This window comes from Allobosea sp. Root381, assembly GCF_001429395.1.
In the GTDB taxonomy this organism is placed as follows: domain Bacteria; phylum Pseudomonadota; class Alphaproteobacteria; order Rhizobiales; family Beijerinckiaceae; genus Allobosea.
On the sequence record NZ_LMJT01000006.1, the window covers coordinates 22,276 to 37,639 of the forward strand.

A 15,364-nucleotide genomic window follows, 5' to 3' on the forward strand; every position below is an offset into this window, starting at 1 on the left:
CTCAGGGCGCCTTGAACTGCCCGAGTTCGTGCAACAGCGCGGCGCCGGTGCGCAGCCCGCTATAGAAGCAGTCGAGCGTCAGGTTCTCGTTCGGCGCATGGTTCGCCTCGTCCGGGTTGGCATAGGGCGTGACGAAGGCGGGGATGCCGAGGATCTTGGTGAAGACGTAGCCGGGCAGGCTGCCGAATCCGGCCGGGATCAGCAGCGGCTCCACGCCCTGCGCGGCGACGAAGGCGCGCCGCAGCGGGGCGGTGAAGGGCGAGGCGATCGGCGTCTTCGAGGGCTGCATGCCGCTATCGGCCGCGACGAACTCGACCTCCGGCGCGTGCTCGGCGACATGGGCTGCGACCTTGCGCAGGATGTCCTGCGGATCCTGCGCCTCGACCAGGCGGATGTCGCATTTCACGAAGGCCTCGTTGGGCAGCACGGTCTTGGTGCCGGGCCCGCCATAGCCGCCATGGAAGCCGTTGATGGTCAGCGTCGGGCGGAAGCAGAGGCGCTCATAGAAAGGCCGGTCGGCGGGCGCGTCGAGGCGCGTCAGCCCGAGGCTGCGCTGCACCGCCTCGATGTCGAGCGGCAGGCGCGCGATGGCGTCTAGCTCCTCGGGCGTCGGCGCTTCAATGTCATCATGGAGGCCTGCGATGGTGATCTCGCCGTCCGCGTTCTTCATGGTGCCGAGCAGGTGGACCAGGGTCCAGATCGGGTTCGGCACGACGCCGCCGAAATTGCCGGAATGGACGTCGCGGCTGGCATGGCGGCAGCGCAGTTCGAAGGAGACCACGCCGCGGGAACCGAACTTGATCGCGGCCGCGCCACTGGCGTGCCGCGGCCCGTCGGCGGTGACAGCCAGGTCGGCCTCGAGCAGGGCCTTGTTGGCCTGCACGAAGCCGGCGATGTTCGGGCTGCCGATCTCCTCTTCGCCCTCGAGCAGCAGGATGACGTTGCAGGGCAGCGTACCGTGCACCTTCAGATGCGATTCGATCGCGAGGATCTGGGCGAAGTGCTGGCCCTTGTTGTCGCCGACGCCGCGCGCATAGATGCGGCCGTCACGGATGGTCGGCTCGAACGGCGGCGAGAGCCATTTGTCGAGCGGATCGGGCGGCTGCACGTCGTAATGGCCGTAGAGCAGTACGGTGGGCTTGCCCGGAGCCTTCTGCCAGCGCGCGACCACCATGGGATGGCCGTCGGTCGGCACCAGGCTGGTTTCCAGCCCGATCTCGGTCAGCATCTCGACCAGCAGCGCGCCGACCTCGGCGATGCCGATGTTCTCGGCGCTGATGCTGGGGTGGCGCAGATAGGCGATCAGGCGATCGAGGAAGGCGCTTCGGTTCGTCTCGATATGCTCGAAGACCGCAGCCAGTGTGTCCGAAGAAGTCATTGTCGCCTGTCTTCTCAAAGTGGGGAATCCGAAGGGCACGGTAGAGCGCCCTGTGCGACCACGTCCAATGCACTGGGCGCAGCCCGCAGAGCCGCTGACGGGTACCCATGAGGGCGGACCAGTAACGACCTCGCAACCACGTCCGATCAGGAGCGTTTAACCTGAACACGTGTTCAGATTTGGCTGTTAACCACCTGCTGGATGGTGGCGATCCATGGTGTTCCCACAGCAGGAACGCAACGGCTCAAAACAAAGCCGAGCAGGGGTCGAACAATGATTGCTCTTCAGCTTCGTGAATTCGTCGATCTCGTGTTGGATCGCGGCGCGATCAACATCGATGACGTCAAGTTCTTTCAGCGTGATATTGTCGCCGATGCCGTGCTGACGCGCGACGACATCGATGTGTTGATCGCACTCGACCGTGCCGTGCCGCGGCGCTGCGAGGCTTTTGCAGATCTCCTCGTCGCGCTCACCGTCGATTTCGCCGTCTGGCAGAACCGCCCGACCGGCTATATCGATCGCGACAAGGCCTATTGGCTGGTGACGACGCTCTCCGCCGGGGAGGGCCCGACGCCGACGGCGCGCCGGATCGCCGCCGAGATCGTTCGCGAGGCCGAGGGCTGCGACGAGACGCTGCTGACCTTTGCCTTCGACACCGCGCTGCGCCCGGTGTCGCGCGCCCGTCGCGAGCGCCGCTTGCTGGTTTCCTGAATGCACGCAAAGCCGGTCGGCGACGCGCCGATAGCCGGCTGCCGACTTTAGCATCGGTGGACGCCGCTTTCGGCGTTCCCTACACCCCGAGCCGGATCGGCGCGCCGATCCGGCATTTTGCCGTCCGGCCGTGCAAGAATCGGGTAGCCGGTTCTGCCCGAGATGCTCTAACTGGGTCGACAGACCCCGGGGAGGCGCCACGCATGTTCTCGAAGATCCTGATCGCGAACCGCGGCGAGATCGCCTGCCGTGTCATCAAGACGGCGCGGCGCATCGGCATCAGGACCGTCGCGGTCTATTCGGACGCCGATCGGGATGCACTCCATGTCGAGATGGCCGACGAGGCCGTGCATATCGGCGCCGCACCCGCTGCGGAATCCTATCTGCAGATCGAGAAGATCGTCGCCGCCTGCAAGCAGACCGGCGCCGAGGCCGTGCATCCGGGCTATGGCTTCCTCTCCGAGCGCGAGGCCTTCGCTGCTGCGTTGAAGGATAACGGCATCGTCTTCATTGGCCCCAATCCGGGCGCGATCGCCGCGATGGGCGACAAGATCGAATCGAAGAAGGCCGCGGCCGCGGCGAAGGTCTCGACGGTGCCGGGCTTCCTCGGCGTCATCGACAGCCCCGAGCACGCGGTCAGGATCGCCGACGAGATCGGCTATCCCGTCATGATCAAGGCCTCGGCCGGCGGCGGCGGCAAGGGCATGCGCATCGCCCATTCCGCCGGTGAGGTCGCGGAGGGTTACGCGCGGGCCAAGTCCGAGGCTGCGTCGTCCTTCGGCGACGACCGGGTCTTCGTCGAGAAGTTCATCGTCGATCCCCGCCATATCGAAATCCAGGTGCTGGGCGACAAGCACGGCAACGTCATCTATCTCGGCGAGCGCGAATGCTCGATCCAGCGCCGCAATCAAAAGGTCGTCGAGGAGGCGCCGTCGCCGCTGCTCGACGAGGCGACCCGCCGCAAGATGGGCGAGCAGGCGGTCGCGCTGGCCAAGGCCGTGAACTACGATTCCGCCGGCACGGTCGAGTTCGTCGCGGGGCAGGACAAGTCCTTCTACTTCCTCGAGATGAACACGCGGCTTCAGGTCGAGCATCCGGTGACGGAGATGATCACCGGCGTCGACCTGGTCGAAGCGATGATCCGCGTCGCCTATGGCGAAAAGCTCAGGCTCACCCAGGCCGATGTAAAGCTGGACGGCTGGGCGGTGGAGAGCCGCGTCTATGCCGAGGACCCGACCCGCAACTTCCTGCCCTCGACCGGCCGGCTCGTGACCTACCGCCCGCCGGCGGAGGGGCCCGATGGCGATGCGACGGTGCGCAACGACACCGGCGTCTACGAGGGCGGCGAGATCTCGATCTATTACGACCCGATGATCGCCAAGCTCGTGACCCATGCGCCGACGCGCGAGGCCGCGATCAAGGCTCAAGGGCGGGCGCTCGATGCCTTCGCCATCGACGGCATCCGCCACAACATCCCCTTTGTCTCGGCGCTGATGCACCATCCGCGCTGGATTGCGGGCGATCTTTCGACCGGCTTCATCGCCGAGGAATTTCCCGAGGGTTTTGCGCTGCCGGCGCCGCAGGGCGAGGTCGCCTTGCGGATGGCGGCGATCGCGATCGCCTGCGACCACAGGCTCAACCAGCGCAAGCGCCATGTCTCGGCGCAGATGGAAGGCTGGCGCAGGGTCGCCTTCGAACGCACACGCATCGTCGCTCTGGGGGCTGAGCGTTTCGAGGGGCAGGTCAGCGAGCAGGGCGATGCGGTGGCGATCGATTTCGGCTCGCGCAGCCTGTCAGTGGTCAGCGATTGGAGGCCGGGCGAACCGGTCTGGCGCGGCACGCTCGACGGGGTCGCGGTCGCGGCGCAGGTCCGCGCGATCCTGAATGGCGTCTCGCTCGGCCATGCCGGCGCCTATGCCGACGCGCAGGTGCATACGCCGCGCGAGGCCGAGCTCGCGGCGCTGATGCCGGAAAAGGTCGCGGCCGACACCGGCAAGGTCCTGCTCTGCCCGATGCCCGGCGTGGTCAAGGCGATCTCGGTTACGGTCGGGCAGGAGGTCAAGGCCGGCGAGGCGCTCTGCATGGTCGAGGCCATGAAGATGGAGAACGTGCTGCGGGCAGAGAAGGACGCCACCGTAGCCAAGATCCTGGCGAAGGAAGGCGATTCGCTCGCCGTCGACGCCGTGATCATGGAATTCGCCTGAGCTTCGTCATTGCGAGTCTTGCCTTCGGCAAGCCAGCAGGCTCCGCGAAGCAACCCAGCATCGTGGAGCGTTACGTCCCCCTGAATTGCTTCGCTGCGCTCGCAATGACGTAAGCCTTGCCAATCAAGTCGGGCGCGCGGACAGTTCGAGCGACGATAACGAGGAATGAGCTGCGCATGCTGACGATCTGGGGGCGGATCAGCTCCATCAACGTCCAGAAGGCGGTGTGGGCGGCCGGCGAGGTCGGCCAAAGCTTCGAGCGCATCGATTGCGGTGGACCGTTCGGCGGCCTGCGCGAGCCGGTTTTCCTCGACAAGAATCCCAATGCGCAGATTCCGGTGCTGGAGGATGGCGAGGTCTGCATCTGGGAATCCAACAGCATCGTGCGCTATCTCGCCGCGCGCTACGGCTCGGGCTGGATCTGGGAGGAGGATCCGGCGAAGCGCGCCGATGCCGACCGCTGGATGGACTGGATGCAGTCTGAGCTGCAGCCGGCATTGGCGCCCGTCCTCCGCGGTCTCGTCCGCAAGGAGCCGGAATTCATGGAGCCGAAGCAGATCGCGGCGAGCATCGCGAAGGCCGAGCGGCTGATGGAGATTCTCGACAATCATCTGGCCAAGCGCAGCTTCCTGGCCGGCGAGCGCTTCGGCATGGCCGACATTGCGGTCGGCTGCGGCGCGCATCGCTGGCTCAACATGCCGGTCGAGCGCTTCGCTCGGCCGCAAGTCCAGCGCTGGTACGAGGCGATCTTCGCCCGCCCGGCGGCTAGGCCTGCGCTTGCACTGCCGGTGACGTGATCGCGGCGGCACTTGCCCCCGGCGCGATGGATGGCAAGATGGGCCCATGCTGCTGCCAAGACTCGCCTTCCTGCTTTCGCCCATCCTCCTGCTCTCCTTCGTGCCGGCTGCGCCTGCTGCGGCGCAGGGCAATCCAACGATTGCGAGCGACCGCGCAGCCCTGGCCGCCTGCCTGCGCGACAGCCGCTCTCAGCGATCCTCCTGCGTCGGCGGGATCGCGGTTTCCTGCGTGCGCGCCGCCACCGGCGACAGGCGTGCGGCCGAGTTCGGCTGCGCGCGGCGCGAGGAGGCGGCCTGGCGCGAGCGCCTGACGGCGGCGATGCAGCAGAGCGGGCGCGGACTCGATGCCGGGCAACGCAGCCGGCTCGCGGCCCTTCACATCACCTGGGAAGGCTACATCGCCCAGAAGTGCGCCTTCTATGGAACGACGCAGCGCGAGGGCTGGCAGGCCGGGCGGCAGGCGGGCTGCGAGCTGCGAGAGGTCGCTGCGCGAGCGCTGGAACTGGAGCGCGGCATGCCGGGGCAGGGCGCGCAGCGCCGGCCGGCGCAGCCGCCGCGGATCATCCGCTGATCCCAAACCGGCGCGTTAGCTTGCTGTCAGGCTTCGCGGGTTAAGAGGAGCGCTCATCCGCCCCGGCCTGGAGCCCGTTCATGTTCTTCGTTCTCTCCAAGCTGGTCTGGTTCGTCCTGTCGCCGGTGAACCTCGCGATCCTGCTCGCGGCCCTGGCCGCGCTGCTTGCCTTCACGCGCTTCGCCTGGCTGGCGCGCTGGTTCGGCGCCGCCGCGATGCTGTTCCTGATATTGATGGCCTTCAGCCCGCTGCCGCGGCTGGTAATGTGGCCGCTCGAGAACCGCTTTCCGCAGCAGCCGGCGGAGAAGGGCCCGGTCGCCGGCATCATCGTGCTCGGCGGGTCGATCGGCGTGGCGCGCGGCGACGTGGTGCTGACCAGCGCCGGGGCGCGCATGACCAAGGCGGTCGAGCTCGCCCGGCTGCATCCGGAAGCCAGGATCGTCTTCGCCGGCGGGGCCGCCAACCTGATCTCCCCGGTCACCAAGACGGAATCGGACGGGGCGAGCGTGCTGTTCGAAGGGCTCGGCATCGCGCGCAAGCGGATCGTGCTGGAGGACAAGTCGCGCAACACCCGCGAGAACGCGATGTTCACGAAGCAGCTGGTCGATCCCAAGCCCGGCGAGCGCTGGCTTCTGGTGACCTCGGCCTGGCACATGCCGCGCTCGATGGGGGTGTTCCGCAAGGCCGGCTTCGATGTCGAGGCCTTCCCGGTCGATTACCTGACCGAGGAGAGGCTGCAGGAGTTCCTGCGTGTCTCGGGGCGTGCGCCGCGCGGGCTGATGATCGCCGATGACGGATTCAAGGAATGGGTCGGGCTCGTGGCCTACCGCCTCGTCGGTTACACCGACGCATTGTTTCCGGGGCCGTGAGGACGGTGCGATTGGCCGGGCGGGCCTACTCGCCCTCAGGCAGCCGCAGCCGGTAGACGCCGCGGAAATCGTCGGGATCGACCGGGCGGCCCTTGCGGGTGATGACGATCCGGCCCTCCTTCATCAGCCGCACCGCGGTCCGCCGGATCGGCTGCATCAGCGGGCCCCAGCCTTCGGGATGGTCGCCGCCGAGCGCGCGCGCAGCCTCGGAGGGGCAGATGGTGCGGCCTTCGCCCCGCTCTGCCGCGAGCCTCAGGATCGCCGCCTCGAGCTCGCTGTCGTCTGGCTTGGTCATGTGATGTCCGGATAGCGGAAGACGCGGGCGGCGTCGGAGGCGAATTGCCGCCGGTACATCGCCACCAGGACGGCTCCCGTGAAGAGGAGGAAGGTGATCGGGCCGAGAAACCAGCCCATATAGGCCAGCGCGAAGAAGAAGGCGCGCTGGCCGCGGTTGAAATGCCGCCCGCCGGCGATGTTCATCTCGATCGCCTCATGGACGGCGCGCTCGGCGTCCTTTGCCTCATGCTCCCTGGCCGGCGGCAGCGAGCCGAGCAGGATGACGCAGTAGTTGAACAGCCGGTAGCTCCAGGCAAATTTGAAGAAGGCGTAGCCGAAGATCACGGCGAGCCCGATCACCTTGAGCTCCCAGGCGGCGCGTGTCGGCGCCGTGCCCAGCGGGATGTCGGCGAAGATCGCGACGACGCGGTCGGTCGATTGCAGCAGGGTCAGCGTGGCGCCGATCGCGATCAGCGAGGTCGAGGCGAAGAAGGCGGTACCGTTCTGCAGGCCGTTCATGATCTGCGCATCGAAGATTCGATTGTCCCGGCTCATCGCCTCGCGGATCCAGCGGGCGCGGCGCAGGTTCATCCGCATGTTGAGGCTCCTGCCGGCATGCGGGCCCATCTCGACGGCGAAGTGATAGCCGATCCAGGCCGCGCCGAAGAACACCGCGCCGATGATGTCGAGGGTCTCGAATCCGATCATGCCCATCCCCTGCCGACAGCTTGCGGGTTCCGTCGCCGCTTGAAGACACCCCTGCATTGACCTGCTTCGCTGGAGCCGACAAGGGTGTCGAGCAGGAAGAACGCAGGCCGCAGCCGGCGAATCGTCCCGCCTGCTGCCACCGGAACGGTTCGAGACTGCGCCTTGTCCCACATCCTGATCGTTCTCGTCGTCGTTGCCTTCGTGTTCCGCAGGCCGCTGGGCCGGCTGCTGGCGCGCCAGTTCCCGGACCGGGCGAAGCGCCACCAGGTCGTCGGCATCGTCATCACCGCCTTCCTGCTGGTGATCGCGATCAGGTTGTTCGCGCTGTTCTGGTGAGCGGGCTCATCGGCACCCTGCCGGAGGCGGGTGGCTGTTGCCGGGAAGCCTCATGCCGGCAGGGAAGCGCCGGGGCGGCTTGCCAGAGCGGCCGTGCTGCGGCATTTTGGGACGTTGCTCACAACGCGGACAGGGAGGGCCGAATGGAATTCATCGTCAAGTTCGTCCCTTCGCCCGAGTTCGTCCCTTCGCCCGAGTTCGCCTCTTGGCCAGAGTTCGCCTCTTGGCCCGAGTTCGCTTCGGCGTCCATGCCCAGGCGACCACGCCGCTAGGCCGGATTCGCCCGTGGCCCGCCCGAGGCGGCGCCTGAGCATTCTTCCATCGCTTCTTGTCCTTCGCTGAAGACCGGCGCGCCGCGCCGTCTTCGCATTGCTCCGGAGTCGGCTCTTTACGGGCCGAATACGATCATGTCCCGACTCGATTCAACCGGGCGGCGCGAGCCGTTCCGGGCCGTTCTCGGCTTCACATTCAACCATTGGGCGCGCCAGCCCGGGCAGGTCGCCTGGGTCTCGGGCGTGACCATCGCCGGCACGCTGGCGGAGCTGTTCACCCCGCTCTATGCCGGCCGCCTCGTCGATGCCGTGGCGAGCGGCACCGGTGCGGCCGATGCGGCGCTATGGGCGCTCGGCGCCATGATGGTGCTCGCCGCCATCACCGTGCTCGGGCGGCATTTCGCCTATGTCGGGCTGACGACCATGACGCTGCGGACCATGAGCGACGTGGCGCAGGAATCCTTCGCGCGGCTGCAGCGCTTCTCGACCGACTGGCACGCCAACAACTTCGCCGGCTCGACGGTGCGCAAGATCACGCGCGGCATGTGGGCGCTCGACCTCCTGACCGACACGATCCTGATCGCGCTGCTGCCCTCGCTCGTCATCCTGCTCGGCATGACGGTGCTGCTCGCCTGGCACTGGCCGGTGATGGGGCTCGTCGTCGCGGTGGGGGCGTTCGTCTATATCGGGCTGACGCTCGGGCTGTCGCTGCGCTTCGTCGCACCGGCGGCGCGGCTGGGCAACGCCTGGGATACCCGTCTCGGCGGCTCGCTGGCCGACGCGATCACCTGCAACCCGGTGGTGAAGGCCTATGGCGCCGAGGCGCGCGAGGATCGCCGCCTTGCGACCGTCATGGCGAAATGGAGCCTGCGCACGCGCCGCGCCTGGCTGCGGGGCACCTGGTCGGGTACCGGCCAGCTCGTGGTGCTGCTGGCGCTGCGCGCGGCGGTGATCGGCCTTGTGATCTGGCTGTGGCTGAAGGGCCAGGCGAGTGCGGGCGACGTCGCTTTCGTGCTGACGGCCTATGCGGTGGTGCATGGCTATCTGCGCGATGTCGGCCAGCACGTGCATAACCTGCAGCGCTCGGTCAACGACATGGAGGAGCTCGTCGCGATGCACGATCTTCCCTATGGCGTGCCGGACCGGACGGGCGCTGTCGCGATGGGCGTGACGGCGGGCGAGATCGCCTTCGAGAACGTCACCTTCCACTATGGCAGCCATCACGAGCCGCTCTATCGCGACTTCTCGCTGACCATCCAGGGCGGCGAGAAGGTCGGGCTCGTCGGGCGCTCGGGCTCGGGCAAGACCACCTTCGTCAAGCTGGTGCAGCGGCTCTACGACCTCACCGCGGGTCGCATCGCCATCGACGGGCAGGACATCGCCGAGGTGACGCAGGAGAGCCTGCGCCGGCAGATCGCCATCGTGCAGCAGGAGCCCGTGCTGTTCCACCGCTCGCTGGCGGAGAACATCGCCTATGGCCGCCCCGGCGCCTCGCTCGCCCAGATCGAGCAGGCGGCGATGCTCGCCAACGCGCATGACTTCATCGTGCGGCTGCCGAAGGGCTACGCGACGATGGTCGGCGAGCGCGGCGTCAAGCTCTCGGGTGGCGAGCGCCAGCGCGTAGCGATCGCGCGCGCCTTCCTTGCCGATGCGCCGGTCCTGATCCTGGATGAGGCGACCTCCAGCCTCGATTCGGAATCGGAGGCGCTGATCCAGGAGGCGATGGAGCGGCTGATGGAAGGCCGCACCACCATCGTGATCGCGCACCGGCTCTCGACGGTCCGGGCGATGGACCGGATCCTCGTCTTTGACCGGGGCCGGGTGGTGGAGGAGGGGCCGCACGAGGCGCTGCTCGGCGTCGAGGGCGGCGCCTATCGGGCGCTGTTCGAGAAGCAGGTCAGCGAGCTCGCCAAAGGGCTCGCGGTGTGAACGGTGCCGTCATGCTCGGGCCAAGCCCGAGCATGACGGCCTTCGGCTCTCACTTCGGCGCCAGCGCGCGGGGCCGCACGCCCTTCACCGGCCCAGGCGGCAGGTCGCTTGGCTCATGATCCAGCGACCTCACATCCAGATTCGGCTTGCTCAGGAATCGATTCAGGCCGCTGACGTAACTCTCTGGCAGGCCGAACTCTTTCGCTCCGGCGATGACCGTCTCCATATAGCCGGGCTTCGGCTTTCCGGGATCGGCCGAGCGGCCGATATAGATCAGCGCGCGCTTGGCTCCGCCGGGCACGATCACCGGCTGATTGATCTTCACATAGAGCCCGCTCGCCAGCTCCTCGAACTTGTCGAGCGTGCGGATGTCGCCGAGCGAGCAATCCCAGAGCACGCCATGGACCTCCTCGCGCGGGTCGCGGATGGCGGAGGCGTAGCCGTCGCGTGTGACGATGAAGCGGTGGCGCGGCAGGCGCGCGAGGCCGAGCGCGCGCGAGTTGGGACAGCGCTGGGCCATGCCGGCGCGGTCCATGTTAAGGCCGTAGGCGAAGTAGAGGGGCATTGGCAAAAACGTCTGAATCAGAGGGGTTCGGGAACCCCTCTCCCGGATGGGAGAGGGGCAAGGGTGAGGGACCGCCGCTATTCGTCAAGCCGTGACGGAGACGTTGCGCCATTTTGCTGCAACGGCAGGCCCTCATCCGGCCCTCCGGACCACCTTCTCCCATTCGGGAGAAGGAAGAAAGGCGTTGCGGCTGCCTCGTCCTACTTCGTCTTCTGGAACAATTCCCGCCCGATCAGCATGCGCCGGATTTCGCTGGTTCCGGCGCCGATCTCGTAGAGTTTGGCGTCGCGCAGCAGGCGGCCGGTCGGATAGTCGTTGATGTAGCCGTTGCCGCCGAGCAGCTGGATCGCGTCCAGCGCGATCTGCGTCGCCTTCTCGGCCGAGATCAGGATGGCGCCGGCAGCGTCCTCGCGGGTGGTTTCGCCGCGGTCGCAGGCTTTCGCAACGGCATACACATAGGCCTTGCAGGCGTTCATCATCACATACATGTCGGCGAGCTTGCCCTGGACGAGCTGGAACTGGCCGATCGACTGGCCGAACTGCTTGCGCTCGTGGACATAGGGCATGACCACGTCCAGCGCCGCCTGCATGATGCCGAGCGGGCCGGCCGAGAGCACGACGCGCTCATAGTCGAGGCCCGACATCAGCACGTTGACGCCGCGCCCGACTGAGCCGAGCACATTCTCCTCGGGAACCTCGCAGTCCTCGAAGACGAGTTCGCAGGTGTCCGAGCCGCGCATGCCGAGCTTGTCGAGCTTCTGATGGGTCGAGAAGCCCTTCATGCCCTTCTCGATCAGGAAGGCGGTGATGCCCTTCGAGCCGGCGGCCGGATCAGTCTTGGCGTAGACCACCAGCGTCTCGGCGATCGGCCCGTTGGTGATCCACATCTTGTTGCCGGTGAGGACGTAGCGGTCGCCCTTCTTCTCGGCGCGCGTCTTCATCGACACGACGTCGGAGCCGGCTGATGGCTCGGACATGGCGAGCGCGCCGACATGCTCGCCCGAGATCAGCTTGGGCAGGTACTTCGCCTTCTGCGCGGCGTTGCCGTTGCGGGCGATCTGGTTGACGCAGAGATTGGAATGGGCGCCGTAGGAGAGGCCGACCGAGGCCGAGGCCCGCGAAACCTCCTCGATCGCCACGACATGCTCGAGATAGCCGAGCCCGGCGCCGCCATCCTCCTCCTTGACGGTGATGCCGTGCAGGCCGAGCGTGCCCATCTGCGGCCAGAGATCGTGCGGGAACTGGTTGCTGCGGTCGATCTCCTCGGCGCGCGGCGCGATCTTCTCCTGCGCGAAGGCATGGACGGTGTCGCGGATGGCGTCGGCGGTTTCGCCGAGGTCGAAATTGAAGGGGCGGGGCGCGTTGGCGAGCATGGTGAACCTCCCGGCTGGCCGCGAGCGGGCGCGGCGTTTTCCTGAGTTATAGCGTGGAAAGACGGCGAGTCAGTGCGCGCGGCTGCGCAGGTCGGTTTGGCGTCCGAGCCCATTTCGTCATGGTCGGGCTTGTCCCGACCATCCACGTCTTCTTTCGGCGAGGGCTGTGTTCAGGACGTGGTTGCTCGCCACAGGGGCGAGCATGACGGGAGAATGAGCCGGTGCGCAGACCTATTTCCCGATCACGCCGCGTCGCCGTAGCAGGATCAGCGTCATCGTCGCGGCGCTGACGCAGGCCAGCGTCACGAAGCCGGCGCCGAGATCGGTCTCGACCCAGGGCAGGCCCTTTACATTGATGCCGAAGAGCCCGGTGATGAAGGTCGCGGGCAGGAACAGGGCGGTCAGGATCGAGAGCGTGTAGAGTTGGCGGTTGGTCTGGCTGGCCGAGCGGGCCGCCATCTCGTCCTGCAGCAGGCGGGCGCGATCCTGCACCGACTGGACGTCGGCATGCGGCCCGTCGATCCGCTGCAGCAGGCGGCCGGCGCAGGCCCGCATCGCATCGGGTGCGCCCCGGCCCGAGCTGCCGTCCGAGAAGCGGCGCAGCAGCAGGTGCTGCCCGCCGAGTTGCCGGTGCAGGCGGACCGCCGTGCGCCGGATCGCGCCGATGCGGCTCGGCGCGCCCTCGAAGCTGTCGGAGAGCACGAGGTCCTCGACGCTGTCGGTCAAGTCCATCAGCCGCACCACGGCGTCGGTGACGTCGTCGATGATGAATTCGACGAGGAGCTCGAAGAGATCGGCCGTGCTGGCCACCGTCTCGCCGCGGTCGAGCGTCTCGGCCACCAGCCTCGTCGAGCGCATCGCCTCGCGCCGTCCGGTGATGACGAAGCGTTCGGCGACGATCCAGTAGAGCGCGCCGACCTCGCCGGAGTTGCGGTCGACGTCGCGGATCAGGTCATGCGACACGCCCCAGACCAGCCCGGCCGAATGGTCGAGCCGCTGATGCGGCTCCGTCGAGAGGAAGACCTCCTCGGCGGTCGGCGAGAGCAGCCGCGCTTGCTGGCCGATCCAGGCCTTGGTGTGGTTATGGACGAGATCGAGATGCAGCCAGACGAAACCCTCCTGCGGCGGCAGGGTCGGAATTTCGCCGCGCGGGACCAGGGAAGGGCTGCCAGCTGCATCGAATCGGTAGGCCCAGACGATGCCGGCTCGCGACTGCTCGTCAGGCCGCATGGCGATGGTCGAGGGCTTCGATGGTCGAGGTCATGGGCTGCGCGCCGGGAGAAACGAGGGACGGGCGCGAGCCCTGCGCGCCGCGCCTGACAGTTTCATGACAAGGCAGCCGGCCGCTCGCCTCAGTTGCGCGCCTCGGCGGTGCGCGACGGCACGCGCGCAGGCGGGCGCGGCGGCGCTCCGGCGCGGCTTCCGGCAACGCGGGCGGGCGGCGTCGGCAGGACGCCGGGGCGGGCGACCTGGATCTTCGGCTCGCCGCCGCGCCAGCTGCGCGTGCCGATGTCGAAGCGACCATCGCGCCAGGCCGCGAATTCGCGCTCGGTGCCGTAGAAGGCGTTGCGATCGACGTCGCCGGTGATGCCCGGCACCCGGCCGGTCGTGGTGAACTGCCAGAATTCCCATTTGGTGCGGTTGTAACGGTGCTTCAGCGGTGCCGCCGTCGAGCGGAGCCAATAGGGATAGTTGTTGAATTCGCCCTCGAGGATGTCCTCGTGGAAATTGATGTCGGTGTAGATGATCGGCTTCTTGCCGGTGTGCTCTTCCAGCGCGGCGAGCATGATGCGCATCTTCTCGAGCGCGTCTTCGCGCGAGACCTTGCGGGTGCATTGCGAGCCGTTCTGCCATTCGACGTCGAGCACCGGCGGCAACGCGTCCCGGTCGCGCGGGATGTGGCGCTTCATCCAGCGCACCTGGTCCCTGGCGGGGCGGCACCACCAGACGAAGTGATAGGCGCCGCGCGCGACGCCGTGTCGCTTGGCCTCGGCCCAGTTGCGGCGGAAATTCGGGTCGAGATGGTCGCCGCCCTCGGTCGCCTTGATGAAGGCGAAGCGGGTGCCGGCGTCCTTGACGCGGGCCCAGTCGATCTCGCCTTGCCAGCGCGAGACGTCGATGCCGTGGATGGTGCGCAGCCGTGCCTCGCGGACGCCGTGATGCGGCTTGGCGTCGCTCTTCTTGGGATAGTGGGGCCCGGCCGTCGCGGCGAGGGGGGAGAGCAGGACCGCCAACAGCATCGCGGCGGCGCTGCGCGCCCAGATCGTCGTTCGAACCGGCATCAAGACCCTCCATCAAGCGAAGTCAGGAGAGGCGAGCGCGGTTAAGCGAGTATTACCTGGACGGCTCGGATTGCGCGGAAGATGGGCGGTGTGGTTAACCGCCGCAGCCGCCGGTCATTCGGTCTCGGCGATCTCGTCGGCCACCGGCTGGAAGGCCGAGGAGACGGGCGTCGCGCTGCCGGGCATCTGCGCCACGGCAGGCGCGCGCGGCGCCTCGCGCTCGGGGCCCGGATTGGGCGGCACGGGCCGCTCGCGGGTCCAGCGGCGCGTGCCGATGTCGAAGCGGCCGGTCATCCAGCCGACGAACTCGCCCTCGTTGCCGTAGAAGGCGTTGCGGTCGACATCGCCCTTGATGCCGGGCACGCGGCCGGTGGTGGTGAATTGCCAGAACGCCCAGGGCCGGTTGTTGTAGCGGGTCTCGGGCAGGGCGGCGGTGGAGCGGATCCAGTAGGGATAGTCGTTGAACTGCCCTTCTAGGACGTCCTTGTGGAAGGGGATGTCGGTGTAGATCACCGGCTTCTTGCCGGTGAGCTGCTCGAGCTCGGTCAGCATGAGGCGGATCTTCTCGCGGGCGAGCTCGGGATCGATCTTCTGCGGGCAGCTGCGCGAATGGCCGTTCCATTCGACGTCGAGCACCGGCGGCAAGGCATCCGGGTCGTTGGGAATGTGCTGCTTGAACCAGATCGCCTGCTCATGGGCCGGGCGGCACCAGTAGACGAAATGATAGGCGCCGCGCGCGACGCCTGCGCGGCGCGCGCCTTCCCAGTTGCGCTTGAAGGCGGGGTCGATGTGGTCGCCGCCCTCGGTCGCCTTCATGAAGACGAAGCGGGTGCCCGCGCCCTTGACCGCGGTCCAGTCGATCTCGCCCTGCCAGCGCGAGATGTCGATGCCGTGGATCGGGTATCTGTGCGCGTCGGCGACGCCGGGATGGGGTTTGGCGTCGCCTTTGGCCGGATAATGGCCTTCCATGGCAACGCAGCCGCCCAGAAGGGCGAGGGCAGCGGCCAACGCGAGAAGGGCCAAGGATGAGGTTTGCATGCGGCGGGCGGTCATTGCCGCAAGATTGAGGAGAAAGCTTGACGCCCGGTTTACG

15 protein-coding genes are annotated in these 15,364 nt (G+C 67.5%); 7 read left to right on the forward strand and 8 right to left on the reverse strand.

Annotation, left to right across the window (positions count from 1 at the left end):
• Position 1: 1 nt before the first annotated feature.
• A complete protein-coding gene (locus ASE63_RS07685) occupies positions 2–1,378 on the reverse strand; it encodes a M20/M25/M40 family metallo-hydrolase (RefSeq protein WP_056799074.1) in 1,377 nt (458 codons plus the stop codon).
• A gap of 201 nt (positions 1,379–1,579) precedes the next feature.
• Between ASE63_RS07685 and ASE63_RS07690 the strand changes: the two genes are divergently transcribed.
• The 5 genes from ASE63_RS07690 (at position 1,580) to ASE63_RS07710 (ending at position 6,530) form a co-directional block, all read left to right on the forward strand.
• Positions 1,580–2,089 carry a hypothetical protein gene (locus ASE63_RS07690; protein WP_156410240.1) on the forward strand — a complete coding sequence of 170 codons (510 nt, stop codon included), beginning with the start codon at positions 1,580–1,582 and terminating at the stop codon, positions 2,087–2,089.
• A gap of 203 nt (positions 2,090–2,292) precedes the next feature.
• A complete protein-coding gene (locus ASE63_RS07695) occupies positions 2,293–4,293 on the forward strand; it encodes an acetyl/propionyl/methylcrotonyl-CoA carboxylase subunit alpha (RefSeq protein WP_056799080.1) in 2,001 nt (666 codons plus the stop codon).
• Positions 4,294–4,469: 176 nt separating this feature from the next.
• Positions 4,470–5,090, forward strand: a complete 621-nt coding sequence (locus ASE63_RS07700) for a glutathione S-transferase (protein WP_056799081.1) — start codon at positions 4,470–4,472, stop codon at positions 5,088–5,090.
• A 46-nt stretch (positions 5,091–5,136) separates the two neighbouring features.
• The gene (locus tag ASE63_RS07705; RefSeq protein ID WP_056799084.1) at positions 5,137–5,661 is read left to right on the forward strand and encodes a DUF1311 domain-containing protein; all 525 of its coding nucleotides are present in this window, start codon (positions 5,137–5,139) and stop codon (positions 5,659–5,661) included.
• Between the two features lie 80 nt (positions 5,662–5,741).
• The gene (locus tag ASE63_RS07710) at positions 5,742–6,530 is read left to right on the forward strand and encodes a YdcF family protein (RefSeq protein ID WP_056799086.1); all 789 of its coding nucleotides are present in this window, start codon (positions 5,742–5,744) and stop codon (positions 6,528–6,530) included.
• A 25-nt stretch (positions 6,531–6,555) separates the two neighbouring features.
• On the opposite strand, the gene ASE63_RS07715 is transcribed toward ASE63_RS07710, so the two are convergent.
• Positions 6,556–6,825 carry a DUF3253 domain-containing protein gene (locus ASE63_RS07715; protein ID WP_056799088.1) on the reverse strand — a complete coding sequence of 90 codons (270 nt, stop codon included), beginning with the start codon at positions 6,823–6,825 and terminating at the stop codon, positions 6,556–6,558.
• The gene (locus ASE63_RS07720) at positions 6,822–7,514 is read right to left on the reverse strand and encodes a DUF599 family protein (RefSeq protein ID WP_056799320.1); all 693 of its coding nucleotides are present in this window, start codon (positions 7,512–7,514) and stop codon (positions 6,822–6,824) included. Before ASE63_RS07720 ends, ASE63_RS07715 begins: the two co-directional genes overlap by 4 nt.
• A 162-nt stretch (positions 7,515–7,676) precedes the next feature.
• Between ASE63_RS07720 and ASE63_RS27110 the strand changes: the two genes are divergently transcribed.
• Both ASE63_RS27110 and ASE63_RS07725 read left to right on the forward strand, forming a co-directional pair.
• Positions 7,677–7,850, forward strand: coding sequence for a hypothetical protein (locus tag ASE63_RS27110; protein WP_156410241.1), 174 nt, complete (start codon positions 7,677–7,679; stop codon positions 7,848–7,850).
• Positions 7,851–8,257: 407 nt separating this feature from the next.
• Positions 8,258–10,051: an ABC transporter ATP-binding protein gene (locus ASE63_RS07725; protein WP_056799091.1), complete on the forward strand. Its 1,794-nt coding sequence runs from the start codon at positions 8,258–8,260 to the stop codon at positions 10,049–10,051.
• Positions 10,052–10,100: 49 nt separating this feature from the next.
• On the opposite strand, the gene ASE63_RS07730 is transcribed toward ASE63_RS07725, so the two are convergent.
• The 5 genes from ASE63_RS07730 to ASE63_RS07750 form a co-directional block, all read right to left on the reverse strand.
• Positions 10,101–10,616, reverse strand: coding sequence for a gamma-glutamylcyclotransferase family protein (locus tag ASE63_RS07730; RefSeq protein WP_082609743.1), 516 nt, complete (start codon positions 10,614–10,616; stop codon positions 10,101–10,103).
• A gap of 200 nt (positions 10,617–10,816) precedes the next feature.
• Positions 10,817–11,989, reverse strand: coding sequence for an isovaleryl-CoA dehydrogenase (locus ASE63_RS07735; protein ID WP_056799094.1), 1,173 nt, complete (start codon positions 11,987–11,989; stop codon positions 10,817–10,819).
• A 231-nt stretch (positions 11,990–12,220) separates the two neighbouring features.
• Complete coding sequence (locus ASE63_RS07740) at positions 12,221–13,219, reverse strand: CorA family divalent cation transporter (RefSeq protein WP_056799096.1); 999 nt, start codon at positions 13,217–13,219, stop codon at positions 12,221–12,223.
• 122 nt (positions 13,220–13,341) lie between these two features.
• Entirely contained in the window at positions 13,342–14,271 is a 930-nt protein-coding gene (locus ASE63_RS07745) for a GH25 family lysozyme (RefSeq protein ID WP_082609744.1), read from the reverse strand.
• Positions 14,272–14,385: 114 nt separating this feature from the next.
• Positions 14,386–15,309 (reverse strand): glycoside hydrolase family 25 protein, encoded by a 924-nt coding sequence (locus ASE63_RS07750; RefSeq protein WP_244491324.1) that lies wholly within the window; start codon positions 15,307–15,309, stop codon positions 14,386–14,388.
• Positions 15,310–15,364 lie beyond the last annotated feature (55 nt).

What these genes read in the sequence shown, in the direction of transcription:
- ASE63_RS07745 (WP_082609744.1), bottom strand. Translation starts at nt 14,271, where the DNA reads ATGCCGGTTCGAACGACGATCTGGGCGCGCAGCGCCGCCGCGATGCTG.
- ASE63_RS07705 (WP_056799084.1), top strand. Translation starts at nt 5,137, where the DNA reads ATGCTGCTGCCAAGACTCGCCTTCCTGCTTTCGCCCATCCTCCTGCTC.
- ASE63_RS07750 (WP_244491324.1), bottom strand. Translation starts at nt 15,309, where the DNA reads ATGCAAACCTCATCCTTGGCCCTTCTCGCGTTGGCCGCTGCCCTCGCC.
- ASE63_RS07695 (WP_056799080.1), top strand. Translation starts at nt 2,293, where the DNA reads ATGTTCTCGAAGATCCTGATCGCGAACCGCGGCGAGATCGCCTGCCGT.
- ASE63_RS07730 (WP_082609743.1), bottom strand. Translation starts at nt 10,616, where the DNA reads ATGCCCCTCTACTTCGCCTACGGCCTTAACATGGACCGCGCCGGCATG.
- ASE63_RS07685 (WP_056799074.1), bottom strand. Translation starts at nt 1,378, where the DNA reads ATGACTTCTTCGGACACACTGGCTGCGGTCTTCGAGCATATCGAGACG.
- ASE63_RS07740 (WP_056799096.1), bottom strand. Translation starts at nt 13,219, where the DNA reads ATGCGGCCTGACGAGCAGTCGCGAGCCGGCATCGTCTGGGCCTACCGA.
- ASE63_RS07690 (WP_156410240.1), top strand. Translation starts at nt 1,580, where the DNA reads ATGGTGGCGATCCATGGTGTTCCCACAGCAGGAACGCAACGGCTCAAA.
- ASE63_RS07710 (WP_056799086.1), top strand. Translation starts at nt 5,742, where the DNA reads ATGTTCTTCGTTCTCTCCAAGCTGGTCTGGTTCGTCCTGTCGCCGGTG.
- ASE63_RS07715 (WP_056799088.1), bottom strand. Translation starts at nt 6,825, where the DNA reads ATGACCAAGCCAGACGACAGCGAGCTCGAGGCGGCGATCCTGAGGCTC.
- ASE63_RS07720 (WP_056799320.1), bottom strand. Translation starts at nt 7,514, where the DNA reads ATGATCGGATTCGAGACCCTCGACATCATCGGCGCGGTGTTCTTCGGC.
- ASE63_RS07700 (WP_056799081.1), top strand. Translation starts at nt 4,470, where the DNA reads ATGCTGACGATCTGGGGGCGGATCAGCTCCATCAACGTCCAGAAGGCG.
- ASE63_RS07725 (WP_056799091.1), top strand. Translation starts at nt 8,258, where the DNA reads ATGTCCCGACTCGATTCAACCGGGCGGCGCGAGCCGTTCCGGGCCGTT.
- ASE63_RS07735 (WP_056799094.1), bottom strand. Translation starts at nt 11,989, where the DNA reads ATGCTCGCCAACGCGCCCCGCCCCTTCAATTTCGACCTCGGCGAAACC.